We start from the raw sequence: 25,475 nt of genomic DNA on the forward strand, positions 1-25,475 counted from the left end.
CAGTAGAAACACAGACCTATAATATCGAACTCACAAAAACTGGTAGAAGTTACAGTCCGGTTTATACATGGGCTGGTGGTGATGCGAGAAACATCAAAGCAACACCATACCCGGATATAACAAGTGCCGTAAGCTATGCAAGCTCTAATGCTGGTATTCTGACAGTAGATAAGAATGGTACAATTACACCAGTTCTTGATCCAAATGCAAGCTGGATGCAGGCAGCAATGTCTTATCCGTATACCGCAACAACAAAAGTAAATGTTTCCGCTTCTAGTGGAGCAAGTACAGACGTATGCGTAGTAACACTGAATATCAAAGTTACAGATAACACCTACTCTGGCGGAAGTTCTTCCGGCGGTGGTGGCGGACACTCCGGCGGTGGCGGAGGCGGCGGTGGAAGCACCAAATCCTCAACTGCAACTTCAACTGGTTCTGGTCCGGCAGCTTCTGTTCCGAGCTATGTAGTGAAAGATGGCGCATGGGGATTCGATCCGCAGACCGGAAAATGGAGCTACGTTGCTAGTGGAGCGAAAATAGCTAACTCATGGGCTGCAATTCTTAATCCATATGCTGATACATCAAAAGGACAGGAAGCGTTTAGCTGGTTCCGTTTCGATGTAAATGGCAATATGGTAACGGGTTGGTTTACTGACACAGATGGAAATGTATATTTCCTTCATAACGTATCTGACAATACCCTTGGACGTATGTACACAGGCTGGAATTGGATTGCTGGTGCTGATGGAAAGCAGAGATGCTATTACTTCAATGAAGTATCCGATGGTTTCAGAGGAAAACTTATGAAGAGTACCACTATCACAGATAACAATGGTTCCTGGACTGTAAATCAGAATGGCGAGTGGACTGTAAACGGAGTTGTACAGGTAAAATAAAACCGTAATGGTTCCATAAACCAAGTAGAAGGGTCATTTTGCAAGAAGCAATTTGACCCTTCTTCAAAAAAATGTTGCAATAAAAGAGAAAGTAATGTGAGGATGCTGGAAGAAAATAAGGCTGTACTGTTCGAAACAACCGAAGAAAATGAACAGAAAAAGATTGCTCGACTTCGTGAATATGGGAAGCAAATCAACAATAAAAAATCAGGGTATGAGAATCGCGAAGAGAAACGGAAACAATAACATGAATTATAATTTAAAAAGAAGGTTGAAAAGAATTTAAAAGTTTATCAATTAAAATCTAATTCTGCGGCATTAATAGAAGTAAAATATCCAGATCCATCTAAACATGAATTTACCCTGGAAGATGGGACATCAATGTTTACCTTAAATGTAAAAGGAGAAGAACATCTCTTCGTTAGGCAGCCAGAGCCAGATTTGGACAATATTATGTCGTATCTGAATCAAATAAGCTACTGGGCGTTCGAATTGTATTTCAAACATTATGATTCGTTTGAAAAAATCATCAAACAGACTGAGGGTATACAGAAACCAAAAAATTATGCAATGAGAATGAATTTTTATGATGAAAGCGGACGGGAATGTTTCGTTGGATTCAACTGGACCCATGTAAAAGCCTGCTTCGATATTGTGACGCATGAATTAGAGCGCTATCAGTATGTGGTAGAGTTTTATAAGGATTGTAATAAAAACACTCTCCAGATAAAAAGCTATTTGGAATGGTCTGATGCGTTAGAATGGATGAGATATAATCTGGAACATCACCCAACAAAACGCTATTTTTTTCCGAATGATACAGAATGGCACGATTCGGATTATAAAAATTTCGTAATTAATTAAAATAAAAGGAAAGCTGCTGGAAAGAAATATGCAGAAAACCAAAAATGTTTTATTGGGTTCAATTCCCAATCTTTCTATTTACAGATTTAATCTGTAAACAGCACATTGAAAACCGAATAAAAATATTTGATAGGAACGATAAAACTGTTTCTTTAATAAAAAAGTAATAGATTTTTTGAGTAGATAATGTTACTATACATATATAATCAAATTTAAAATATTAACAAATTCTGATCATTATTTTTATCTGATATGCGTTGGCATTAGGAATTGCGACCTTAATGAACGCATAAGGAGGAAAAAATATATGAAAAAGAATTTTGTTAAGGTCTTAACCCTCGCTACCTTATTAAGTGCATTTTCTCCACTAACTTCTTTTGCCGGAGAATGGAAGAGTGATAATAACGGCTGGTGGTATCAGAATGATGATGGCAGCTATCCTAAAAATACATGGCAGTGGATTGATGGAAATAAAGATGGAATTTCCGAAAGTTACTATTTCAATGAAAACGGTTATCTGCTGATAAATACCACAAAAGACGGTTATACCGTAAACGGAGATGGCGCATGGACCGTTAATGGCGTAGTTCAGATTCAGGGACAGCAGGTTACTACGAATCTTGTTCAGAATACGGATGATCAGTATCCATTAAAAGGAAGAGTTGAAAAGTATCTTGGCAATGAAAATGGTTTTCTGTGCTGGTATTGGGCAGGACCTCATGTTATTGGAGAAGGTGTTGTCCCTGCGGGAATGACAGGAATGACCTATGTTGATATGAAATCTGTTCAAGATAAAGATGCAACATATCATGTAGGATTGAGCCAGTATGGTATAGATGTTTTAGCTAAATTATCGGGTTATCCTTATAAAAATGCTGTATCTGATTCAACTGAGGCAGTCACTCTGTTAAATGAAGTCAAATCTTTTATGAACAGTTTTGATTGGAAAAGTGCGTCTGATTTGGAAAAAGCAACTCGTATTTGTAATCGTATTCATAAGGCATCTTATGATAACGATGCTGCAAATGAGGCAATTACAACAGGTTGGTCCAACTCTTTGAGCTATGGTGCATATGGTTGTTTGGTAAAAGGAAAAGCTGTTTGCCAGGGATACACAGAAGCAGCAAATTTGCTGGCAATGTGCGTTGGATTACAGACAATGGAGATGGGAGATGTAGGACACACCTATCCGCTGTTTTTAGTAGATGGTGTTTGGCTTGCGAATGAACCAACAACTCAGAATAAATATTTTACAGTAGCAGATGTATATGAGTATAATCCAGGATATCGTTTGATGCTGCAATTAGGGGATACATCGGATTTTACGGATGAAGGTTCTAAATATCAGATGATTGGAGACTATTGCTATAAAACAGGCTATCAAATTCCAGATGCTTCTCAGGTAAGCAAATTCGGATCTACAAGAACTGTTTTCGGCAAGACTGCGATTGACTTCAACTCTTCTTATAAATAAGAAATAAAAAGTGACAGACTATCAAATATTTTTATTCGGTAGTCTGTCATTTTTTATTTAAAAATTGGGCGAATTTTTATCAGAGGATAATAAATGACAAGATACGCTCGGTGTAATAACACCGGGCATCTTACCAAGGGCGAAGGATCGCTTTATGGAACCCACCCTGCGCCAGCTAACGGTCAATGGAGAATGATTTTTGAAGATTAAAACGAAAGGGGGCGAATAGATGAACCGAGAAATACTATTCAAAGCAAGAAGAGAAGAATGGAGAACTCTGCCGGAAGAAAAGCAATGGGTAGAAGGAGATCTATTATATTCAAAAGAAGGAACTTATATATCAACTTCATTCATTACTGGAGGAAGAGAAATTCCTATGGTTGTAGCCATTTCTTATCTGGTCGAACCAGAAACGGTTTGCCAATACATTGGAAGGATAGATACAGAAGGAAAGAAAGTTTTTGAAAATGATATGATTCAATATAAAATAGCAGTGTTGGATGGACATGGCAATTTTGAGTCGAAAGAAGTGATTGGAAGAGTAAAATGGATAGAAGAAATACCTGGTTTTGGAGTCCCAAAGGTTATAAATAATACAAATTATGATGATTTTCAGGAATGTAATGTAATTGGAAATTACTTTGATGAACAGTTTTTCGGCGGAAGAGAGCTGGTATTTATTTAGAAAATTCGAAAGCGTATCAAGCTGGATGCACCGCAAAGCCAGATATACTTTTTTACATAAATAACATATTTGTATTCTTGAACCATTTGAGACAGGAAACAAACATAAATAGGGAGGTACTTATGAAAAAGGGACGATTGAAACGAGGGGTAGCCTTGCTCTTGTCTACTATGACACTCAGTATGTCCGTCATACCCCATCTTCCACCAAACATTTTGACGGCGTATGCTTTTCATATGACTTTTAATACGTCTACCAGTGGAGACGGGCATTATGACATTAAAGGTGCTATGCCAAATCAGCCAACAACAGACTTCCTTTGTATGAAGAAAGGAGCCAGTGCAAAGGCAGCATATGATTATTTCAAAACGGATAATGACGTTAATTATTCGGAAGGAACTCTGGAACATAAACGTCTATTTTGGGCGTATTTGTTGACGTATGGAAACACACCAGGCATTCATCCAAAATATCCAGATCATTCTATCGAAAATATATTTAAACGTCCATATGCGGGTAACACTAAAATTGCTAAAGAAGTTGCATGGTCGCATGGTACTTCAAATGGTGGAAGCGCATTAATAGAAAATTTGGCACATGATGGATTTATGTCTCTGGAAAACATTCCGGCAGGCTGTAAATCTCCGAACGATGTTTTTAATTCTACCAGTAAATACGGAACCCCGGAAAAAGCCATTTCTGTGGATGCGCTTAAATCCGGTCCGAATACTGTAGATGCGAAATTACTGTATGATATGGCGGGTTTGCAGGATTGGGCTACATTCCAGAAATATTGTACAATTACTGCCAGCCCTGTTAAGGGGACAGGACCAGCAAGTAGCGGTGTCGAATATCCGGTGCGTGTTGATATAAACGATGCCGGATTTGGCTGGACAGTTCTTAACCCTGAAAACGGATTTCCGGTTGCAAAACTGGAACACGATCCAATTATCTTTCATGTAGAGTATAATCCGTCTATCTTCAAAGTAATCAATGTAACAGGTCTTATTGAATATTTTGAGACAAACGATGCTGGTGGAAAGGATTCTCAGCCATTTTATCGTGCGTTTGGTAAGGTTGAAGTTACAAAACCACAGTTTTACATGACAACCCAGTGGAAGCCGAACTCTTCGGATGTTCCGGGTGGTGGCGGAAGCAGCGGCGGCGGTGGCGGCGATCTGGATGAAGTAGATAGCATTACTGTTAAAATTTATGATCACTCAGAAACCTTTAATAGCCATTACAAAGTAGATCTTACGAAGTATGACTATGAGACAGGAGAACCTTTAAAGGATTCTATCTGGCAGGTATTAGAAGCCTTCCCGGATAAAGACCAGATTGGTACAGATGATGAAACCAACGGTCAGTTGGTAGAAAGCAAAATGCGTGAAGCGCCGACAACCTGGGATGATTGGCTAATCTTCGAGGAAGATATGGCTACAGATGAAAACGGTTATATCAGCCATGCAGATGAGCGTTTTTATGATTTCGACCACAAATATTGTGACGGACATCCGATTCCGCCAGAGCCGGAAGATGAAGACGACGATGATGATACCAGAAGCGCGCGTAGCGGCGACGATGACGATGATGATGACGATGATGAGTATGCAGAGTTAATGAAAGAATGGCAGGCTGCGGTTGATGAGTGTGAAGCGGCTGCTGCCAGCAGCAACGGAACATTCCATCATTGGATGTGTAATTCTGAGGAAGAACCGAGCGAAGAGGAAGCATTTGAAAATTCCGGCTGCCGTGAAGCAAGAGATAATGCATACCAGAATTTCATCAACCTCAGATACTCCTATACTTTCCGCGAGGTTGATCCGCGAGACGGATATATCCTTCATGCGCCGAGTGGACACCCGGACGATGTGCCTGTTGAGATTGTCACAATGGCATCCTCCGAAGCAGAAAAAGAGTACGAATGGACAAACTGCACGAATGAAGATATTGTAGTTGCAGGTAAAGCCGAAAGTTCTCTTGGCGGAGGCAATGACAGTGGCGATGATGGGGATGATGGGGATGATACAGATTCACTTTCCTTAAATTCAAATGAGAGATTCTTCATGAAAAGTAAGAGAGTGAAAACAGCAGATTATTCCGATCTAAGTCAAAGATTATATTTAACTGAAAAATATGAGCTTTCCTGGGGCGAGCAGATCGTAAATGCGTTACGCAAATTTGTGGGCTTACCGGAAGAGTTCGTAGAAGAAAATAATTTCTCACTCAATATTGTTGCAGAATATGATGAAGTCGAAGAGGCTCTTCCTCTGGATGAGGAAGAATTAATTGACGATGGAGATCTGATTGATGATGTTGAGAAACCAACAGTGGAAATCAAAGAGACAGAGCCAGAGTCAAAGGATGTAACAGAAGAGACTAAATCTGTAGAAGAGACGAAACCGACAGAGAAAGAAACAGCTGCTGCCGTAGAGCCGTCTTCTAAGGATGAGACAAAAGAGGAAACCAAGGCAAAAGAGACTGAAAAAGCATCTGAAAAGGAAACGGTTTCCGAAACGAAAGATAAATCAGAAGAGCCAGAGACAAAGGCAGAAAAAGCAACTAAGGCAGCTGATGATGAGAAAGCAACCGTAGAGGACAAAAATAAGAAAGATGATGAAGATGTGAAGCTCTCCATCTCCCCGAAAAAAGTTCCTTTAACGTCTGCAAAGAATCCAGAAGAGGATGAAGAGGACGATGAGGAAGAGGAAGACAGTGTTGCAACCTCTCCAAATATGCGGAAAATCTCGGCATACAGTTTTGAGAGATCCGCAGCAACATTCTCACTGGATGATGAAGATGATGATCCGGGAACGATGTATTCGGAAGATGATGGTGGATACATTAACCTCGATGGTGCGATCCCAGATTCCCAGCCAGCCGTAACACCGGGACCAGCTGATAACATCGGACATTCCTTTAAGGTATACGATCATCGTGTACCGGGACAGATCCATTTCAATAAAAAGGATATGCTCCTTGCTGCCGGAGAGAATAACGATTATAACGCGTATGGAGATACGCAGGGCGATTCTACTCTGGAGGGTGCAGTTTACGGACTGTTCGCAGCAGATGATATTTACGGACCGGATACGCAGAGAGATGAATCAGGTAATGTAACCAAGGGAACCGGAGTTATCTTTGATGCGAATGACCTGGTGGCAGTAGCCACAACAGATAAGAATGGTGACGGTTCATTCCTTGCCATCACTGAAAAACCGCATACGGTTTATAACTATAAGGAAGGAAAAATTGTTTATACAGGAAAATCCTATCCGAAGAATCTCTATGATGCAGATACATACAGAAAAGAATACGACGATGAAGAAACTGGACGTATTTATACAGATAATGTAACGACAAACGGAGATTACTGGATCGGAAGACCTCTGATTCTTGGTAACTACTATATTAAAGAGCTGACCCGTTCCGAGGGCTTTGAGCTTTCTATTTCAGGTAAGGATATGGAAGTAACCAATCCGACAAACGGAAACCGGAATGAGTATGGCGAGACAGATGATACCAAGACCAATCCGCAGGGTAGCGCGTGGGTAAAAGAGAAATTAAAACACGTAGTTACATTCCCGGAAGGAAACGCTGCATACGGTAAGAGAGAAAACCTTTTCGATATTGCAGTTGGTTCCAATAATGCAACAAACGGATTCAATGTAGTATTTGACGGCATCCCGGAGGGCGCTGACTTCTACTTTGATAATGTGACAACAAAAGATGTAACTGTTCAGGTCCCGGATGGCGGTACATGGGAAGATGCAACAACCGCGCCTCTGTACTTAACGGCGGACGGATCTACGACACCGAAGAAAGACATTGATGGAAACCCGATTGCAAATCCAAATGCAGTACCTGTTCCGAGTGCTTTCACAGGAGTTGGTGTTGAAGCAAAGAAAATTACCTCGACAACCGCGCAGCCGTCAGGAGATGCACAGTATACCGCAGCCTTTACTACCAGTGCTGCAAATGTTCGATATGTCAAATACGAATTAGAACAGATGATGCGTAGTATGGGTATCAAGACACCGAAGGATCGTGCAACAGGGCTTTATTCCCAGGCTGACTTCCCGGTATATGATGAACCGAGTAGCAAGTCGAGTGGTATGCCGGAAGAGATCATCACAATCAGCAATGTAACAACCAACGCTTCCTTAATTAAAGCGATCCTTGATTACTACGTTGCAAGAGTCAGTGCCCGGAACACCAGCAGGCTGGGCTGTGACGGAAGCGGAGCGGTAGTAAGAAACCCGGAGAACCATAGCCTATGTACCTTTCGGACGGGAAAGCAGTATAACTGCGACCTGTCAGCATCCTATAATATCGGAGCGAGATATTTTATACGGGAACTTTTAAAACCCTTGCCGGAAACGGAAAGGTCTTCACTGGAGGCAAAAGTACCTGCCGTGAAGCGTAGAACCTCTTGTGTTTATGCAGATTTAAGAAAGCTTTATGTAGAAGTAAACAATTTAAAAGCGGCATAAACGCAGGCAGATATACAGCGGACTACCTGTAATGTGGAAACCAGCCGTATCCGGCAAGGAAAAAGTGCGTATCCGCACGAATTCTAAGTTACTGGCGTATCCGCCGATATTTAGTCTTGCCGTTTAAAACGGCTGAGAAGCACGTGACTTTAGCCATGTGAAGGTTCACCGGTTTTTATACTAAATGAAACACATCCACCAGCAAAATCTCCGCCAGTCCATAATAAGTCACAACCGCTACCAGATCATTCACCGTCGTGATAAGCGGACCAGACGCAACTGCCGGGTCAACCTTCAGCTTGTGAAACAGCATCGGCACCAGTACGCCGACCAGGCTGGAGATCACCATTGCGGTCAGAAGAGAGATGCCGACACAGCCGGAAAGTGCAAACGAGAAGAAAAGACTCTTCTGCTTCATAATATGGATGAAAATGCCGATTACGACGAACGAAGCCGAGCCGAGCAGCAGTCCATTTAAAAATCCGATTCGCATTTCCTTGAATACAAATCCCAGCTTCTGCATCGCGGAGATATCCTCATCCATCAGGACACGGATGGTGACAGCCAGCGACTGGGTGCCGACATTGCCTGCCATGTCGAGGATCATCGACTGGAAGCAGATAAGAAGTGCGATACGGTCAACGATCGGCTCGAAAATGCCGACTACTGAGGAAACCCCCATGCCGAGGAAGAGTAGCAGCACCAGCCACGGGAGACGTTTTTTCAAACTCTGCAACAGTGGTTCGTGCAGATCCTCTTCCGAAGTAAGACCTGCCAGCTTTGCGTAGTCATCACCCATCTCGTCGTCGATCGCCTCGGCGATGTCCTCGTAAGTGATGGCACCGATGATCTTATGGTTCCGATCGAGTACAGGGATAGAATCCTCGCTGTAATCGATCAGCTCTTCCATACAGTCCGAAGATTTTTCATCCGCGTACACATACGGATAGGAGGTACTGATAATGTCCTCCAGCTTCATGTACTCACGGGCAGTGATTAAATCCTTCAGCTCGATCGCACCGAAATAGCGCCCATTTTCGTCTTCGACGTAGATGGTGTCGATGTTGTCGTTGTCCTCCGCCTGGGAGATCAGATGGCGCATTGCCTGCTTGATCGTACAGTTATTGGGAATGACGATGTAGTTGGTCGTCATCCGGCTACCGATCTGTTCCTCATCGTAGGAAAAGATCAGGTGGATATCATCCTTAGATTCCTGATCCATGCGCGCGATCAGGCTTCTTTTTCCTCCGGATCTAAATTTTCGAGGATATCGACCGCCTCATCGGCATCCATCTCTGCCAGAACGGCTGCCGCCCGGTCAAGTCCCAGCTCATGCAGATAAGGCGCCGGTTCATCGAGATAGGTGAAAATCTCTGCCGTCATTTCCAGAGAGAGAATATTGTAGAGGCGTTTCCGGGTCGCAGTGTCCAGTGTTTCCAGAACCTCGGCAATATCGTTTGCATGGTAATTGTCGAGGTCATCCCGGATCACGCTTGCCGGTTTTCCGCTGCGGATGATCGCGCGGATATTTTCTTCAAAATTAGCATTATGCTCTGCGGTTGCGGCGATCGGAGCCGTTTCCGGGGAGCTTGTTTTCTTTTCGTCCATTTCTGGAGTCTGATTCATATTTGGTTCCCTCGCTTTCTGTCGTTCTATTTAATGCCGTTTGGGACGTACAGGGCGAGCAGTGCGGGGATAAAAAAATCCACCGCCAGTCGGGAACAGGATGAAATGCCGCAGATGGCAGTTTCAAACCCGCGCCAGGGCGATGGACAAATATATATGAAAACCAATCGTGCCGGGAAACGTTCAGCACTGAATCACCAGCCTGTTAAAGCAGGCGGAAATGTGCTGCCAGACAGCCCGATTCACACTCAAAAAGACCCTGCGGCAGACCAACAGTCTGGTACGCATGGTTAGAATTCATAGTTTGATTTTGCCCATCGCGACGACTTCGCCCGTTGCTGTCACAACTGTCCATGTGGTTCTCCTTTCTGAATTTTTAAAAATTGCAGTTTTATTAAAGCACGGAATTTCGTGAAAGTCAAGCCGGATTTTCCAGCACTCGGATGCCTTTTAAGATAAAGTCCTCTGTCAAGATTGCCATCTGTTCTGTGGATTCCTTCATGCCGCTTTCGATCCAGTACTGAACGGTACCGACACAGCCGGAAACGATAAAGGCGGAAAATGCCGCGAGCGTATCCGGATCGCTGGAACATTTGAGATCCAGCCAGCCTTTTAAACATTTATCGCTGACAATGCGTTTCAGGCGGTTGACAAAATTCAGATCACCGTTTTCTCCTATTAAGATAGAAACAATCTCTGCATTTTCCTGTACAAGAGGAAATAGTTCTGAGAGTGCGAGGGAAGGGCGCGCTACCAGTTCGGGAACGGGATGGTGCGTCAGGACAGACTCAACCTCCTCGATCAGTTCATTTTTGATCTGATCCATCAGGTCAAAGACATCTTTATAATGAAGATAAAAGGTGCCGCGGTTGATGTCAGCCATCTCGGCGAGTTCGCGCACCGTGATATCCTGAATTTTTTTTTCTTTGAGGAGGCGGGTTAAGCATTCTTTTAACTGGCGTCTCGTCTTTCGTACACGCCGGTCGAGTATTTCTTCTTTCATAGTGACTTCCTTTCTGAACGTTTCCAGACGGGGAAACGCCGTATGACTGTGTATCGGAGGCTGTGGATGAAGGGAGTGTTAAAAATAAGTAAAAATGGGCACACCAGATACAAAAAACAAACATAATGTGATGAAATGTTGATTAAAATACAACTGACGTAAAAATGATTATTGTATTCATTCGAACAACTTAGTATAATGCATTATAGTTCAAAAATGAACAAATGTCAATTAAACAGACATGAGTTGTATATGCTCTATTTTAGATGTAACTGTTCACTGCGAAGAAGTCTTTTGTATGGAACGTTTCACAGACGGCAGGAGTGGCTGACAATCGTGAAAGGAACGGCTATGAGAACCTGCAGCATATGCGAAAGCAAAAGGAAATAGATACGAAGGTGGAATCTGGTATGAAAAATTTTGTCATTACAATCGGAAGAGAGTTTGGAAGCGGCGGCCATAATCTGGGGAAGTCTCTGGCAAAGGAACTGGGAATTCCCTGTTATGACCGCCATCTGATAGAGGAAGCAGCGGTGTGCGGCGGATTTAAGATGGAGGAACTGGAAGAGGCGGACGAGATGAAGGCGAACCGTTTTCTTTTTAAGGTTCCGGCCAAGTGCAATCCGTTTACCGGTTATGGAAAGCCGATGAATGATACCTTGTTTGTCGTGCAGTCCCAGTTGATCCGGGAGTATGCGAAGAAAGGTCCATGCATTATCGTGGGACGCTGCGCTGACAAGATCCTGGAGGAGACAGAAGGGCTTATTTCTCTATTTATATATGCCCCGATGGAGGCGCGCGTGAAGGAGATTATGCGGCGTTACGAGACAGATGAAAAAGAAGCTGAATACCTGATCAAACAAGCGGATAAAATACGGAAAAATTATTACAATTTTTATGCAAAAAAGACATGGGCGGATAAAGCAAGTTATGATATGTTGATTGACAGCAGCCGGATCTCGGAAAAGGAGCTGGCGGCGATGCTCCGGGCACTTTTAACGGCACGGGGGGTGGAACTGGAAACAGGTGGATCCGATCAATAAGCATAAAGAAGAGTGAGGACAGCGTATGAAGGACAGAAATTTGTGGATGAAGAAGGAAGAAAAGCGGACGGCGCCGGGGTTAAAAAGGGCGCTGAAAGCGGTTCTGGGACATAAGATAGTACGGCTGGCAGGAATCGCAGGAGTAAGTCTCCTTTTCTCAGCGTCTGCCGCCCAGACAGTGCTTGCGGATGATGCGGGTGTCTGGCAGCCGGTGGAGAATGGTTATTATCTGGTGGGAATGGACGGTTCTTACCTGACGGGCTGGCAGCAGATGGGCGGAAAATGGTACCTGCTCGGAGCAGACGGTTTGATGAAAACGGGCTGGGAGCAGGAAAATGGAACCTGGTATTATCTGCAAGGGGACGGCGCGATGGCGATCGGCTGGCAGAATATCGACGGAAAATACTATTTCCTGAAAGACAGCGGCGCGATGGAGGGAACGACCTTCACAAAGGATGAGACGCAGTATACGATCAACGCGGACGGCAGCCTGGCGAACGCCAAAAAGAAGAAAAACACGGGCGGCGGCGCGTACACGCTGGCATTTCTGGATGCAGATACCCAGGCGATGGCGGACGGCTTAAATGAGCTGAAGGCGGACGCGTTTGGCGGGGATGAGGAAGAAGATTACTATGACGATGACAAAAAAGATTACGATAAAGATGCCAGCTTTATTTTAAATGGAAAATTACAGCAGATCGCCGAACACCGTCTGGCGATGGCACGCAGTAAGGGCTATGGAAGCAGCTGGATCCCGGATGAAGGCACACTTGATGATTACCTCAAATCCATCGGGGAAAGCACTGCGAGACGTCATACGGAGATTTACCTCATCAACTGTGATGATGTGACGCAGGCAGAAGAAAAGCTTCTGCGTAATCACGACAGCGACGAGAAAAAGCGCGTGGACCGGGTGATTTATTATAAGGAAATGGGTGTTGCACATCAGCAGGTCGGCGATAAGCATTATTATATGATTATTTTGATGCGGTAAGGATCGCAATCATTGTATGACAGGAGCAAGCAGGCATGAAACTGAAATTTTTACATAAACGCAAAGAAGAAAAACAGACGGAAAAAGAAGCCTTCTCCCTGCCGAAATTCATCATTGAGCGGAGCAGGGCGATCGAGATTGTCTTTCTGGTTCTGGTGCTGATATCAGCGCTCATGGCGCCGTTTGTCGAGATCAACTATGATCTGACGGAATACCTGCCGTCGACCGTCCAGTCCAAACAGGGACTGGACCTGATGGAAGAGAAATTCGGCTACCCCGGCACGGGGCGCATCATGATTGATGATGTTTCGCTTTATGAGGCGAAAGCCTACAAGGATAAAATAGAGGCGTTGGACGGAGTCGATCAGGTCATGTGGCTCGATACATCGACCAGCGTATACGCGGCGGACGCATTTATCAACTTTAATAGTGTTGATGAGTATTACAAGGATAATACGGCGGTTATGGATATTGTTTTTGTAAACGGCGACACGGATAAGAGGACGTCCCAGACGATCGATGAGATCAAGGACATTCTCGGAGACAAGGGACATTACGTTGGCATGGCGGTTCAGAATAAATCGCTGCAGGAAAATGTTTCGAGCGAGATGAAGCTGATTATGACGCTGGCGGTCGTGGTTATTTTCCTGATTCTGACCGTGACGACGAACTCCTGGTTTGAACCGGTGCTGTATCTGACGGTCATGGGCGTGGCGATCGTCCTGAACAAAGGAACGAACCTGTTTATCGGGCGTATATCCTTTTTGACGAACAGTGTGTCGGCGGTCCTGCAGCTCGCCTGCTCGATGGATTATTCGATTTTCTTAAGCCACGCGTTTGCGAGGGAAAAGGCAAAGGGACTGGATCAGATGACCGCGTTAAGCAACGCGATCAATGAGGCATTAAACTCCATTTTCGCCAGCAGCCTGACGACGATCGTCGGATTTATCGTTCTGTGTTTTATGAAGTTTAATATCGGATTTGATATGGGACTCGTGCTGGCAAAAGGTATTGTCCTGAGTCTTCTGACAGTGGTGTTTTTCATGCCGGCGATGATTCTGCGTATGACGCCGATGATTGAGAAAACATCCCATCGTTCGTTCCTGCCGTCGTTTGATAAACTCAGCCACGGTATCTACAACAGCCGCCGCATTGTGCTGATTCTGATTGCGGTGCTGGTGATCCCGGCATACACGGCGCAGAGCATGAACGATTTCCTCTACGGAAATGACGCGGTCGGCGCCAGCGAGGGAACGACGGTATATGAGGATGATGAGCTGATTACAGCGAAATTCGGACGAAGCAATATGATGATGGCAATCGTGCCGGATACTTCTTTTATCAAGGAAAAACAGTTCACGGATGAGCTGGAAGACCTGCCGTACATGAAGAGTGTAACGTCCTTGTCCGGGCAGCTCCCGGAGGGCGTACCGGAAGATTTCCTTCCGTACAGCATCACAAGCCTGTTACATAAAAAAGATTATGCGAGAATCCTTATTTACGTTAAGAGTAAGGGCGAGAGCAAGCTGGCGTACCAGTGCTCGGATGAGATCCAGGCGATCATGAAGAAATATTATCCGGAAAATTCGTATCTGGTCGGCACAACACCGTCCACACAGGACATCCAGACGACGATCACGAAGGATTACAGCCGTGTCAATGTGATGTCGCTGATCGGCGTATTTGTGGTTGTCATGTGGAGTTTTAAATCACTGATTATTCCGCTCCTTATCATGATTCCGATTGAGGTCGCGATTTTCGTCAATATGGCGGTACCGTACATCGTCGGAGACACGATGATTTTCATTGGTTACATTATCGTAAGCTGTATCCAGCTGGGCGCGACCGTCGATTATGCGATTCTGACGACGAACAATTATCTGGAATGCCGCAAGACGATGGATAAGAAGGAAGCGGCGATAGGGACGCTGAATCTTAGTATTCCGGCGATTCTGACATCCGGTTCGATCCTGACCTGTGCCGGATATATTGTATACAAGGTATCGAGTGTCGCGGCGATTGGCGATCTGGGACATTTGATTGGACGGGGGGCTCTGATTAGTATGCTTTTTGTCTGCTCCCTGATGCCGGCATTTCTGGTATTGTTTGATCATATCCTGATGCAGAACGAATTTGAGAGGATTCATCTGTTTTTCAAAAAACGGCGCGAACGCCGCCATGCCCGTATGAAACGGGCGGCAAGACGCGTGGCTGGTGCCGTGTGGAAAGGGAAAAAGCCGCTGGTGGATTCAGTTACGTCGAAAAGAAAACAATTCGAAGCTGAAACGAAAGCGCTGGAAGATACAGAAATGACAGAGACGGGCGGTTCTCAAGAGAAAACAGATTCCGATGCGGAGGCGCGGGAGAAACACAGAAGAAAGCTCCGGCTACTCGGAAAAGTGAGAGAACGAAGAAAAGACCGGAAACGGAAGATGACAGAAAAAAGGGAGGCAGGAAGCCATGAAGAAGATCATTAGAAGAGGAGCGGCGGCGACGCTGGCAGCGGTTACGCTGGTAACGAGTGCGGCAGTTCCTGTCCGGGCGGCTGCACCAAGAGTTCAGGTAGATGAAACGATGTATGTCAATCTGGACTATTATGGAACGGCAACGCAGATCAATGTGGTCAAAGGCTGTACCACGAATGGACTGACCGAATATACCGATTATGGTACCTATGACAAGGTGGTCAACATGACGGACGACACGGCGCCGGAAATTGGCGATGGAACCGTCACATGGAAACTGCCGGAGAAGAATTCACGTTTTTATTATCAGTGTACGATGCCGAAAAACAGCGTCGATCTGCCGTGGACGTTTGACGTTTCCTATAAACTTAATGGAGTGGAAGCGGATGCATCCAAACTGGCGGGGGCGTCTGGTCTGGTTGAGGTCAATGTAAAGGCGACCCCGAATGAGAAGGCGAAGGCATATTATAAAAATAATATGGTGTTGACCGTGCTTGTGCCGGTGGATATGGAGAAATGCTATAGTGTCGATGCGCCGGGTGCGCAGGTGCAGTCGGTTGGAAGCTATCAGGCGGCAATGTTTGCGGCGCTTCCGGGCGAGGACGGCGATTTTACAGTCCGGGTCGGCACGGATAATTATGAGAATATCGGAGTCATTATGATGATGGTTCCGGGGACCCTGGATGAGCTGAACCGCATCAAGGATCTGAAAGAGGCGAAAGATACCTGGCGCGAGGATGGAAACAAGATGTATGACAGCATGAATGCGCTGTTAAAGACGATGGAATCCATGAAGTCGGATGTTTCCGGCGTGAAGGGCGGTCTGGCAAATCTCGATCAGGCGCGTGGAACCGTCAGTGCTAACCGGAAACAGATCGAGGCGCTCTCGACACAGGCGCTTGCTGATCTGCAGGCGGTTACGGATCAGACGACGGTCATGATTCCGTATTTACAGACGGCGCGCGATGCAGTGACGGATATTAACAGCAACACACAGGCGCTTTCCAATACGATGGAAGATATGCAGGATGAACTGGATCGCCTGTATGACCGCCTGGGAAGTCTGAGCAAATCGCTCCGGTCGGCTTCGGATGAATTAAATAAGGGTCTTGTCAGCCAGCAGACGCAGGATGCGATCGAGAAAGATATTGTCCAGCGGACGGCGGAAGTCCAGAAAATTTTGGAAGAACTCGATAAACTTCTGGGACTGGGAAATACCTCCCTGGCGGTGACAGAACAGGGGATTGGAAGCCTGAATCAGAGTTTAGCCACGTTAGACGGCATGAAGCTGAAACGGATCCGCAAGATGAAGAGTGCGGAGAAGGAAGAGACATCTGTATCGTCGGAGGCGGCATCTGGAAACGGAAATGGTCAGACAGCGGGGGCGGCTGGCAGCGCAGATATCACGGATTCTGCAGGTGCCGCCGATCATGCAAAAACTACGGGTTCTGCAAATACCACGGATGACGCGGAAATGGCAGCAGGCACTTCGGCCTCTGGCTCAGCAGGAACAGAAAGTAAAGATTCGGCTGAACAGGAAGCAGCGGGCGCAGGCACAGCGTCTGGTGCAGCTGGTAACCAGGCGGAAAAAGCGGCTGAATCAGCGACAAAGACGGAAGAGAAGAATCCTGCTTCGACGGCAGACAAGGCAGAGACGGATTCTGCTAAGAATTCGGGTTCCGCTTCGGAAGACAACTCCTCGGGTCAGGATGCAGAGGTGAATGCATTTGGAACCGAGGTTTCTGCGGGAGCCCTGACAGCCGGACCGTCCGGCGAGCCGGGAAGCGGCGGTGTCAATGATGCGAGCTGGGAAGATGAGATTGGCAATGCAGAAGATGATGTAGAGGAGGCGCTGGAGTCTCTGTCAGCGACTACTTATTCTGCGGATGCTGCAAGTCTGGTGGAAGAGACGAAGGGCATTTTCCAGAAAGTGGAGCAGGCGCAGAAAACTGCGAAAACGATTGTGAATAAAGTGAATGGTGCGTTCAAGACGGCGGGAGATATTACTGGCAAGACGGGTTCGACTTTATCGGCGCTCAGAAGTTCGACCGATGAACTGATTAATTTGCTGGATGATATGCGGGTCCTGATTGACACAACGGATAAATATGTGCCGACGATGCTGGATTCCCTGTCTGATTCTGAAGAACTGATGAACCGGCTGACCAGGGCACTTTATACCACACATGATATGCTCGGTCTTTTGAATGACACGCTGATTTCGGCAGGTGATTCGCTGGATGCCGGAACCAAGGCAACGCTGCAGGGCATGGAGAAGATTCTTGATAAGAACCTGACCATGATCGATCAGCTTGCGGTGGTTCGGGAAGCGGGGGAAGACATGAAGAGTACGCTCGATGAGCAGATCGATAAGTTTGAGGATGAGAACAACTTCCTGAACATAGATCCGGAGGCGGAGAAGATTTCCTTTACCTCCTCGAAAAATCCGTCCCCGAACAGCGTGCAGATCGTCCTGCGGACCGATGAGATCAGCGATGATGATGAATCAACCGATATCTCCGATCAGGAGGCAGACGGCAGCAGTGAAGAAGGTCCGTTAAAACGGATGTGGAATGTGCTGGTGGCGATCGTGAAGGCGATTATTGAGATATTCCAGAATCGGTAAAAGATGCAGAATAAAAATAGATAAGAAAAAGAACTGCCGCATCAGCAAATGATTTGCTGGGCGGCAGTTCTTTTTAGTGGACCAGACGGGAGTTGAACCCGTGTCCAAAAACCAATTCCCTGTTCTTCTACTATCATAGTCCGTTCTTTGACATTCCCTCTATCCTGCGGAAACGAACATCCTCAGAACTTCAGTAGTTCCTGATACGCCTGACAGTCCGGAACCCGCCTGTCATCGTTTCTCACATATTCGATGCCAGATTCTTAAAGTGTGAGTGCTCTAAGGCTGACAACTGCCAAATTAGGCAGCGTATGCTAATTTGTTGTTAGCGTTTAATTTTAAGTTTGCCATTTAACGCATCGCATGCGGATAGCTTCACCAGCTTCATGATCCCTGTCGAAACCGGTACTGGCCCTTATATTTAGATCCTTATTATCATACCATGAAAGAGGCGGTCTGTCAATGAGGTGGAAACTCAAGCGGAAAAATATCTTGACAAAATAGAAACAGCTGATATAATCAAGACTGTAAATGATGAACCAGAAACGGGTTTATCTATATAAAGAAAGTGTTGAGAAGACCAGTAGGATTGTGGAACTGGACAGAGAACGGCGTCGCAGGAAAAGCCTGAAATAACAGAGGCAGGTGGCTGTGGGTGGAAGCGTCGGACAGGAAAACAAATCTGAATACCAGCTTTGAATGTCCCTTAATCGGGAACGGTGATTCCGTTATCATCAGAATGAAGTGGAATCGATCCGAGAGATCGATTCAATAAGGGTGGAACCGCGATTTATCGTCCCTTAGTCAGAAACATCTGGCTAAGGGATTTTTTGTTCATAGGAAATTGCGTCCTATGAAACAAAAAACGCTCCGCGGGATGCGCACTCGCGCGAAGAAGCAACATGTCGCAAGCGACCGTGCTCGGCGCGAGAATGTGCCAAGACACATTCTTTTTTGGTTCTTCTGGTCAGGAAGCTTTTATTATTTCAGAACGAAAAGGAGAAAAAAGATGAAGATCACATTAAAAGATGGCTCTGTCAAAGAATATGCGAGCCCGATGTCCATCATCGACATTGCAAAAGACATCAGCGAAGGCCTGGCGAGAGTGGCATGTCTGGGTGAGGTTGACGGTGAGGAAGAAGATCTCCGTACCGTGATCGACCATGACTGTCAGTTAAATATCCTGACTGCAAAGGATGAGAAAGGTCTTGCAGCTCTGCGCCATACCGCCAGCCATGTAATGGCACAGGCTGTAAAACGTCTTTACCCGGAGACAAAACTTGCGATTGGACCGTCCATCGCAGACGGTTTCTACTATGATGTCGATCCGGCTACCCCTCTGACTGCAGAGGATCTGCCAAAGATCGAGGCAGAGATGAAGAAAATCATCAAAGAAGCACTTCCACTGGAGCGCTTTACTCTGCCGAGAAATGAAGCGATCGAGTTCATGAAGGAGAAAGAGGAGCCGTACAAGGTAGAATTAATCGAGGATCTGCCGGAGGATGCAGAGATTAGCTTCTACCGTCAGGGTGATTTTACTGACTTATGTGCAGGACCTCACATGATGAACACCAAGGGTGTTGGTAAGGCATTTAAGCTGATGAATCTGGCAGGCGCATACTGGAGAGGCAGCGAGAAGAACAAAATGCTGACCCGTATCTATGCGACCGCATTTGCAACCAAAGAGGATCTGGAAGCATACATCACAATGATGGAAGAGGCAAAGAAACGTGACCATCGTAAACTGGGCAAAGAACTTGGCCTGTTCATGATGCACGATGCAGGTCCGGGCTTCCCGTTCTTCCTGCCGAAGGGCATGGTACTGAAAAATACCCTGCTTGATTACTGGAGAGAAATCCATAAAAAAGCTGGTTATGTAGAGATTTCCACTCCGATCATCCTGAATCGCAAGCTCTGGGAGACTTCCGGACACTGGGATCATTACAAAAACAACATGTATACAACTGTGATCGATGAAGAGGATTACGCAATTAAACCAATGAACTGTCCGGGTGGCGTTTTGGTATACGCTTCTGAGCCACGTTCCTACCGTGATCTGCCGCTGCGTATGGGTGAGCTTGGTATCGTTCATCGTCATGAGAAATCTGGTCAGCTTCATGGTCTGATGCGTGTACGCTGTTTCACACAGGATGATGCACATATTTTCATGACACCGGAGCAGATCAAGGACGAGATCAAGGGCGTTGTACACCTGATCAATCAGGTATATTCCCTGTTTGGGTTCAAATATCACGTAGAGCTGTCCACCCGACCGGAAGACAGCATGGGAAGTGATGAAGATTGGGAGATGGCAACCGAAGGCTTGCGTTCCGCTCTGGAAGAGCTGGGACTGCCGTATGTGGTAAACGAGGGCGATGGCGCATTCTATGGACCGAAGATCGACTTCCATCTGGAAGATTCTATCGGAAGAACCTGGCAGTGTGGTACCATCCAGCTTGACTTCCAGCTTCCACAGCGATTTGAATTAGAGTACACCGGAGCAGACGGCGAGAAACATCGTCCGATCATGATTCACCGTGTTGTATTTGGTTCCATCGAGCGTTTCATCGGTATCTTGATCGAACACTTCGCAGGTGCATTCCCAACCTGGCTGGCACCGGTACAGGTAAAGATTCTTCCGATTTCTGACAAATACGCAGATTACAGCAAGGAAGTTCTGGACAAGCTGACCGAGGCTGGCATCCGTGCAGAGATGGATACACGTTCCGAGAAGATCGGCTATAAGATCCGCGAGGCACAGACCCAGAAGATCCCGTACATGCTGGTTGTTGGACAGAAAGAGGAAGAAGAGAAGACCGTTTCCGTCCGCAGCCGTTTTGCAGGTGACGAGGGTGCAAGCAGTGTAGAGAGCTTCATCGAGTCCATCCAGAAGGAGATCGAAGAGAAAAACCTGCGTGAGACTGTGAAAGCAGACGAAGCTAAATAATTTTGAAAAATTAAAAAATCAGGCAGACGCATCTGTGAGATAAAATCATGGATGCGTTTGTTTTAGTTTACACGAATAAATCCAAAAAAGAAGCAGATACTACTCCTGAATCTAAAAACCAGTAACTGTTCACAGGCAGGAATTTTCTGAACTGAAAATTCCGTACGATACAGTTCTGGTTGCAGATTTTGCCGATTTGGAATGCGAAGTATCGGTAAAATCCCGTTACTGGTCATACATGTGTGAACAGCAACGAAAACCATGACACATTGAAAAGTGTATCGCTGAAAAGTTTGACGGCTGGATGCCGGAGGAGACTTTCGGTGATGCATGTCAGAAAACAGGAGGAAAAATCATGACAAAACTGGATTGTAGTGTAACCGGATGTATGCACAATGCGGAAAACTGCTGCTGTAAAAATACCATTCTGGTAGAAGGAAAGACGGCGCAGGATAAATGCGATACCTGCTGTGGCAGCTTCGACGAGAAGAAAGGCGGCACATTCCGCAACCTTTTTAAAACACCGGAGAGCCGTCTCGAAGTAGAGTGCGAGGCAACGAACTGTGTTTATAATACAGACCGCCGGTGCAGCGCGGAACACATCGGAATCACCGGAGGCAATGCGACAGTTTCTATGCAGACGGAATGTTCGAGTTTCCAGAAACGGTGACTGATGCGGTTTTCTTTTTTAATAGAAGAAAGACTGCATAAATATTCGAAATAAAAAATGCCGCCGGATATGGAAAATTCTGTCAGGAAGGAAGCAAAACCGGGCAGAGGTAATGATATCCGGCGGTAGTTTTTAGTATGTCCGTAAATGTATTTGCGTACGTTGCCGTCATTTGCGCAACACGTGAACCATATTTAAAAATCATTTGTAAATCTTCTCAAAAATCTTCTCAAAAATCTCGAAAAAACCGGTTGACATTCCAAAGAAACCATAGTATACTAACAAAAGTTGTGAGGAAACAACTTTACGAAGACAGGAAAGCAGGTTATCTACCTCACCTCAGCACGAGCAAGTGACTGTGGGTTCATAAATTTGAGAAATTTCCTATATTGGATTTCCTATTATGAGTAAGTGGATGGTCTGTACTGTTCACTTATTTTTTTTGACACTGAATCAACCAAAATCATCACATATCATGGGGGTGCACGACTATTAGTGAGTTAATGATTAACGAACAGATTAGAGACAGAGAGGTTCGTTTGATTGGCGAAAATGGAGAGCAGCTTGGAATCATGTCCGCAAAGGATGCTTACAAGTTAGCGAAAGAAGCGGAACTGGATTTAGTAAAGATTGCTCCGACTGCGAAGCCGCCGGTCTGCAAGATTATCGATTACGGTAAATACAGATACGAGCTTGCAAGAAAAGAAAAAGAAGCTAAGAAGAAACAGAAGGTAATCGAGATCAAGGAAGTTCGTCTTTCCCCGAATATCGATGAAAATGACCTGAATACCAAGATGAACAATGCGAGAAAATTCCTGGAAAAAGGCAATAAAGTAAAGGTTACACTTCGTTTCAGAGGTCGTGAGATGGCACATATGTCAAAGACAAAGTATATCCTTGACGATTTTGCAGAGAAGCTTGCCGATATCGCAGCCGTTGATAAACCGGCAAAAGTAGAAGGAAGAAGTATTGTACTGTTCCTTTCTGCGAAACGCTAGATATAAGGACATAACTATTATTAAGGAGGACTACACCATGCCTAAAATGAAAACAAGCAGAGCAGCTGCTAAACGTTTTAAAACAACCGGAACCGGAAAGTTAGTAAGAAATAAAGCTTACAAATCCCACATCTTAACTAAGAAATCTACAAAGAGAAAAAGAAATCTTAGAAAAGACATCGTTACTGATGCTACAAACAGCAAGGTAATGAAGAAGATTTTACCGTACTTATAAGATTCGAGGATTAAGAAGGAGGAAATAACCGATGGCAAGAGTAAAAGGCGGATTAAACGCTAAAAAGAAACACAATAGAGTATTAAAGCTGGCAAAGGGTTACAGAGGCGCACGTTCCAAACAGTACCGTGTAGCTAAGCAGTCCGTAATGAGAGCTCTTACAAGCTCCTACGCTGGTCGTAAAGAGAGAAAGAGACAGTTCAGACAGCTGTGGATCGCTCGTATCAACGCAGCAGCACGTATCAATGGTCTGTCCTACAGCAAGTTCATGTACGGCTTAAAGCAGGCTGGTGTTGAGATGAACCGCAAGATCCTTTCTGACATGGCTATCAACGATGCAGAAGGTTTCGCAAAACTGGCAGAGCTGGCTAAGTCCAAACTTGCGTAAGCAAAGAGCAGTGCGAAAAAAAGAAGCCACACACAGAAGCGTTGTGTTTACACAAAAGCAGCTGTGTGCGGCTTCTTTTTTTCATAGGGCGAATGCCCGACAGCGAGGAAAAACGAAGTTTTTTCGAGCTGCTGCACTGCGGACTAGAAAGAGGTGACCAAGAAACTTTTTTCCTCCAGCCGCCCCCACGCGGCGCAGAGGAAAGCTCTCTGACATCAGCAAAAATCACAACCCACATTCCCACGATATAGAATTTACTTATGAAATTATATTAAAAAAACTATCCAGAAATCGAGAAACTTGTGGTATAATGGATAAAAATATGGCTGTGAATTATTTAATCAGCCAGGTCGCAGATAGTTGACTCATAATAAAAGTGTATTGGGAGGTATCTTTAGAATGGCAAATGAAAAGAAAAAGCCGGTTAAGATCGTGGAAACTGTCCTTCGTGACGCGCACCAGTCTCTGATTGCAACCAGAATGACAACGGAGCAGATGCTTCCGATCATCGGAAAGATGGATGAGGTTGGATATCATGCAGTAGAATGCTGGGGCGGTGCGACATTCGATGCCAGCCTTCGTTTCCTGAAGGAGGATCCGTGGGAGCGCCTTAGAAAGCTGAGAGATGGTTTTAAGAAGACAAAACTTCAGATGCTGTTCCGCGGACAGAATATTCTGGGTTATAACCACTATGCAGATGATGTGGTAGAATATTTCGTACAGAAATCAGTTGCCAATGGTATTGATATTATCCGTATTTTTGACTGTTTAAATGATATCCGCAACCTGGAGACAGCGGTAAAGGCAGCCAACAAAGAAAAAGCACACGCACAGATAGCACTGAGCTATACACTGGGTGATGCATATACACTGGATTATTGGAAAGACATTGCAAAGAGAATCGAGGATATGGGCGCTGATTCCCTGTGTATCAAGGATATGGCAGGTCTTCTGACTCCGTACAATGCAGAGATCCTTGTAAAAGCACTGAAAGAGGCAGTTGATCTTCCGATTGATATCCATACGCATTACACCTCCGGCGTTGCATCCATGACGTACCTAAAGGCAGTGGAAGCGGGCGCTGACATGATCGATACCGCGATGTCCCCGTTCTCGATGGGAACGAGCCAGCCGGCGACCGAGGTTATGGTTGAGACCTTCAAAGGTACTCCGTATGATACCGGACTGGATCAGGAAAAACTGGCGGAGATCGCAGATTACTTCCGCCCGATGCGTGAGGAAGCGTTAAAGAGTGGTCTGATGAATACCAAGGTTCTGGGCGTTGACATCAATACCCTGCGTTATCAGGTCCCGGGCGGTATGCTTTCCAACCTGGTTTCCCAGCTGAAAGAAGCGCGCGCAGAGGATAAATACTACGATGTTCTGAAAGAGATTCCGAGAGTCCGCAAAGACTTCGGTGAGCCGCCGTTAGTTACTCCGTCTTCCCAGATCGTTGGTACGCAGGCTGTATTAAATGTCCTGATGGGCGAGCGCTACAAGATGTTCACAAAGGAATCCAAGAAACTTCTGATGGGCGAGTTCGGACAGACTGTAAAGCCGTTCGACAAAGAAGTTCAGAAGAAAGCAATCGGCGATGCAAAACCGATCACCTGTCGTCCGGCAGATCTGATCGAGCCGCAGCTTGAGAAGATTGAGGCGGAGATGAAGCAGTGGAAGCAGCAGGATGAGGATGTTCTGACTTATGCACTGTTCCCACAGGTAGCAAAAGAGTTCTTCGAGTCCCGTCCGGCAAAGAAACCGCCGGTTGAGAAACGCGAAATCCTGAAAGCAGCTGCGCCGGAAGTAAAGAAAGCACCGGTGTCCACTGAGGAGATGGATGGAAACGGAATCAATACCTGGGCTGGAAGAAAAAGCGAGTCTACCAGATCTAAGCTAAAAAGAATTTAAGGATTTTGAGCCAAAAGGAGTGCCAGAATCGGTAGAGTGTACCGGGTTGGCACTCCTTTTTATGCTACTATGCATTCAAAAATCATATATCCGGAAAACATTTCAAAGCCAACCTATACTGCTTCTAAAAATTAAGGAAATCTTACAATTTCGCGCAAAG

The 25,475-nt window shown here is 45.5% G+C and carries 20 protein-coding genes and 1 other RNA gene; 17 read left to right on the plus strand and 4 right to left on the minus strand.

From position 1 onward, the window contains the following. Positions 1 to 227: 227 nt before the first annotated feature. The 6 genes from DW085_RS00655 (at position 228) to DW085_RS19435 (ending at position 8,412) form a co-directional block, all read left to right on the plus strand. Complete coding sequence (locus tag DW085_RS00655) at positions 228 to 896, plus strand: hypothetical protein (RefSeq protein WP_118490710.1); 669 nt, start codon at positions 228 to 230, stop codon at positions 894 to 896. Positions 897 to 992: 96 nt separating this feature from the next. Further along, positions 993 to 1,142 (plus strand): hypothetical protein, encoded by a 150-nt coding sequence (locus DW085_RS18950; protein WP_182430725.1) that lies wholly within the window; start codon positions 993 to 995, stop codon positions 1,140 to 1,142. 135 nt (positions 1,143 to 1,277) lie between these two features. Then, on the plus strand, positions 1,278 to 1,760 hold the full coding sequence (locus tag DW085_RS18955) for a hypothetical protein (RefSeq protein ID WP_118490712.1): 483 nt from the start codon (positions 1,278 to 1,280) through the stop codon (positions 1,758 to 1,760). Between the two features lie 307 nt (positions 1,761 to 2,067). After that, the gene (locus DW085_RS00665) at positions 2,068 to 3,234 is read left to right on the plus strand and encodes a hypothetical protein (protein WP_118490714.1); all 1,167 of its coding nucleotides are present in this window, start codon (positions 2,068 to 2,070) and stop codon (positions 3,232 to 3,234) included. A 229-nt stretch (positions 3,235 to 3,463) separates the two neighbouring features. Next, positions 3,464 to 3,919, plus strand: coding sequence for a YopX family protein (locus tag DW085_RS00670; protein WP_118490716.1), 456 nt, complete (start codon positions 3,464 to 3,466; stop codon positions 3,917 to 3,919). A 323-nt stretch (positions 3,920 to 4,242) separates the two neighbouring features. Further along, the gene (locus DW085_RS19435; protein ID WP_243033866.1) at positions 4,243 to 8,412 is read left to right on the plus strand and encodes a hypothetical protein; all 4,170 of its coding nucleotides are present in this window, start codon (positions 4,243 to 4,245) and stop codon (positions 8,410 to 8,412) included. A 175-nt stretch (positions 8,413 to 8,587) separates the two neighbouring features. Here DW085_RS19435 and mgtE read toward each other — a convergent pair whose 3' ends face one another. Then, positions 8,588 to 9,634 (minus strand): magnesium transporter, encoded by a 1,047-nt coding sequence (gene mgtE / locus DW085_RS00680; protein WP_347474932.1) that lies wholly within the window; start codon positions 9,632 to 9,634, stop codon positions 8,588 to 8,590. Positions 9,635 to 9,642: 8 nt separating this feature from the next. Continuing rightward, positions 9,643 to 10,038 carry a hypothetical protein gene (locus DW085_RS20315; RefSeq protein ID WP_347474934.1) on the minus strand — a complete coding sequence of 132 codons (396 nt, stop codon included), beginning with the start codon at positions 10,036 to 10,038 and terminating at the stop codon, positions 9,643 to 9,645. 114 nt (positions 10,039 to 10,152) lie between these two features. Here DW085_RS20315 and DW085_RS00685 point away from each other — a divergent pair, with 114 nt between their 5' ends. Next, positions 10,153 to 10,332: a hypothetical protein gene (locus DW085_RS00685; protein ID WP_147353910.1), complete on the plus strand. Its 180-nt coding sequence runs from the start codon at positions 10,153 to 10,155 to the stop codon at positions 10,330 to 10,332. Positions 10,333 to 10,456: 124 nt separating this feature from the next. Here the strand turns inward: DW085_RS00685 and DW085_RS00690 are convergent, their stop codons facing one another. Beyond that, positions 10,457 to 11,041 carry a TetR/AcrR family transcriptional regulator gene (locus DW085_RS00690; RefSeq protein ID WP_107000022.1) on the minus strand — a complete coding sequence of 195 codons (585 nt, stop codon included), beginning with the start codon at positions 11,039 to 11,041 and terminating at the stop codon, positions 10,457 to 10,459. Positions 11,042 to 11,451: 410 nt separating this feature from the next. Here DW085_RS00690 and DW085_RS00695 point away from each other — a divergent pair, with 410 nt between their 5' ends. The 4 genes from DW085_RS00695 to DW085_RS00710 are packed head-to-tail and all read left to right on the plus strand — an operon-like array spanning position 11,452 to position 18,169. Further along, the gene (locus DW085_RS00695; protein WP_118490720.1) at positions 11,452 to 12,084 is read left to right on the plus strand and encodes a cytidylate kinase-like family protein; all 633 of its coding nucleotides are present in this window, start codon (positions 11,452 to 11,454) and stop codon (positions 12,082 to 12,084) included. 25 nt (positions 12,085 to 12,109) lie between these two features. Then, positions 12,110 to 13,078: a cell surface protein gene (locus DW085_RS00700; RefSeq protein WP_243033867.1), complete on the plus strand. Its 969-nt coding sequence runs from the start codon at positions 12,110 to 12,112 to the stop codon at positions 13,076 to 13,078. A 35-nt stretch (positions 13,079 to 13,113) separates the two neighbouring features. Then, positions 13,114 to 15,555 carry an MMPL family transporter gene (locus DW085_RS00705; RefSeq protein ID WP_118490722.1) on the plus strand — a complete coding sequence of 814 codons (2,442 nt, stop codon included), beginning with the start codon at positions 13,114 to 13,116 and terminating at the stop codon, positions 15,553 to 15,555. Next, positions 15,539 to 18,169 carry a hypothetical protein gene (locus DW085_RS00710; protein WP_118490724.1) on the plus strand — a complete coding sequence of 877 codons (2,631 nt, stop codon included), beginning with the start codon at positions 15,539 to 15,541 and terminating at the stop codon, positions 18,167 to 18,169. The genes DW085_RS00705 and DW085_RS00710 overlap by 17 nt, the downstream gene beginning before the upstream one ends. 74 nt (positions 18,170 to 18,243) lie before the next feature. On the opposite strand, the gene ssrA is transcribed toward DW085_RS00710, so the two are convergent. Continuing rightward, positions 18,244 to 18,584, minus strand: a transfer-messenger RNA (tmRNA) gene (gene ssrA / locus DW085_RS00715). 594 nt (positions 18,585 to 19,178) lie between these two features. Here ssrA and thrS point away from each other — a divergent pair. The 6 genes from thrS (at position 19,179) to DW085_RS00745 (ending at position 25,315) form a co-directional block, all read left to right on the plus strand. Beyond that, entirely contained in the window at positions 19,179 to 21,116 is a 1,938-nt protein-coding gene (gene thrS, locus DW085_RS00720) for a threonine--tRNA ligase (RefSeq protein WP_118468734.1), read from the plus strand. 355 nt (positions 21,117 to 21,471) lie between these two features. After that, entirely contained in the window at positions 21,472 to 21,786 is a 315-nt protein-coding gene (locus DW085_RS00725) for a DUF1540 domain-containing protein (RefSeq protein ID WP_107000017.1), read from the plus strand. 503 nt (positions 21,787 to 22,289) lie between these two features. Beyond that, on the plus strand, positions 22,290 to 22,784 hold the full coding sequence (infC, locus tag DW085_RS00730) for a translation initiation factor IF-3 (protein ID WP_107000016.1): 495 nt from the start codon (positions 22,290 to 22,292) through the stop codon (positions 22,782 to 22,784). 37 nt (positions 22,785 to 22,821) lie between these two features. Continuing rightward, positions 22,822 to 23,019 carry a 50S ribosomal protein L35 gene (rpmI, locus tag DW085_RS00735; RefSeq protein WP_022358435.1) on the plus strand — a complete coding sequence of 66 codons (198 nt, stop codon included), beginning with the start codon at positions 22,822 to 22,824 and terminating at the stop codon, positions 23,017 to 23,019. A gap of 31 nt (positions 23,020 to 23,050) precedes the next feature. Then, positions 23,051 to 23,407 (plus strand): 50S ribosomal protein L20, encoded by a 357-nt coding sequence (gene rplT / locus DW085_RS00740; RefSeq protein WP_022358436.1) that lies wholly within the window; start codon positions 23,051 to 23,053, stop codon positions 23,405 to 23,407. Between the two features lie 399 nt (positions 23,408 to 23,806). Beyond that, the gene (locus tag DW085_RS00745) at positions 23,807 to 25,315 is read left to right on the plus strand and encodes an oxaloacetate decarboxylase subunit alpha (RefSeq protein ID WP_243033868.1); all 1,509 of its coding nucleotides are present in this window, start codon (positions 23,807 to 23,809) and stop codon (positions 25,313 to 25,315) included. Positions 25,316 to 25,475 lie beyond the last annotated feature (160 nt).

This window comes from Clostridium sp. AF50-3, from assembly GCF_003477445.1.
GTDB classification, from domain to species: domain Bacteria; phylum Bacillota; class Clostridia; order Lachnospirales; family Lachnospiraceae; genus Otoolea; species Otoolea fessa.

Bases quoted from the DNA above. Each gene is read 5' to 3' on its own strand.
- DW085_RS00655 (WP_118490710.1), top strand. From the start codon at position 228: ATGTCTTATCCGTATACCGCAACAACAAAAGTAAATGTTTCCGCTTCT.
- DW085_RS18955 (WP_118490712.1), top strand. From the start codon at position 1,278: ATGTTTACCTTAAATGTAAAAGGAGAAGAACATCTCTTCGTTAGGCAG.
- DW085_RS00665 (WP_118490714.1), top strand. From the start codon at position 2,068: ATGAAAAAGAATTTTGTTAAGGTCTTAACCCTCGCTACCTTATTAAGT.
- DW085_RS00670 (WP_118490716.1), top strand. From the start codon at position 3,464: ATGAACCGAGAAATACTATTCAAAGCAAGAAGAGAAGAATGGAGAACT.
- DW085_RS19435 (WP_243033866.1), top strand. From the start codon at position 4,243: ATGAAGAAAGGAGCCAGTGCAAAGGCAGCATATGATTATTTCAAAACG.
- mgtE (WP_347474932.1), bottom strand. From the start codon at position 9,634: ATGGATCAGGAATCTAAGGATGATATCCACCTGATCTTTTCCTACGAT.
- DW085_RS20315 (WP_347474934.1), bottom strand. From the start codon at position 10,038: ATGAATCAGACTCCAGAAATGGACGAAAAGAAAACAAGCTCCCCGGAA.
- DW085_RS00685 (WP_147353910.1), top strand. From the start codon at position 10,153: ATGGCAGTTTCAAACCCGCGCCAGGGCGATGGACAAATATATATGAAA.
- DW085_RS00690 (WP_107000022.1), bottom strand. From the start codon at position 11,041: ATGAAAGAAGAAATACTCGACCGGCGTGTACGAAAGACGAGACGCCAG.
- DW085_RS00695 (WP_118490720.1), top strand. From the start codon at position 11,452: ATGAAAAATTTTGTCATTACAATCGGAAGAGAGTTTGGAAGCGGCGGC.
- DW085_RS00700 (WP_243033867.1), top strand. From the start codon at position 12,110: ATGAAGGACAGAAATTTGTGGATGAAGAAGGAAGAAAAGCGGACGGCG.
- DW085_RS00705 (WP_118490722.1), top strand. From the start codon at position 13,114: ATGAAACTGAAATTTTTACATAAACGCAAAGAAGAAAAACAGACGGAA.
- DW085_RS00710 (WP_118490724.1), top strand. From the start codon at position 15,539: ATGAAGAAGATCATTAGAAGAGGAGCGGCGGCGACGCTGGCAGCGGTT.
- thrS (WP_118468734.1), top strand. From the start codon at position 19,179: ATGAAGATCACATTAAAAGATGGCTCTGTCAAAGAATATGCGAGCCCG.
- DW085_RS00725 (WP_107000017.1), top strand. From the start codon at position 21,472: ATGACAAAACTGGATTGTAGTGTAACCGGATGTATGCACAATGCGGAA.
- infC (WP_107000016.1), top strand. From the start codon at position 22,290: ATGATTAACGAACAGATTAGAGACAGAGAGGTTCGTTTGATTGGCGAA.
- rpmI (WP_022358435.1), top strand. From the start codon at position 22,822: ATGCCTAAAATGAAAACAAGCAGAGCAGCTGCTAAACGTTTTAAAACA.
- rplT (WP_022358436.1), top strand. From the start codon at position 23,051: ATGGCAAGAGTAAAAGGCGGATTAAACGCTAAAAAGAAACACAATAGA.
- DW085_RS00745 (WP_243033868.1), top strand. From the start codon at position 23,807: ATGGCAAATGAAAAGAAAAAGCCGGTTAAGATCGTGGAAACTGTCCTT.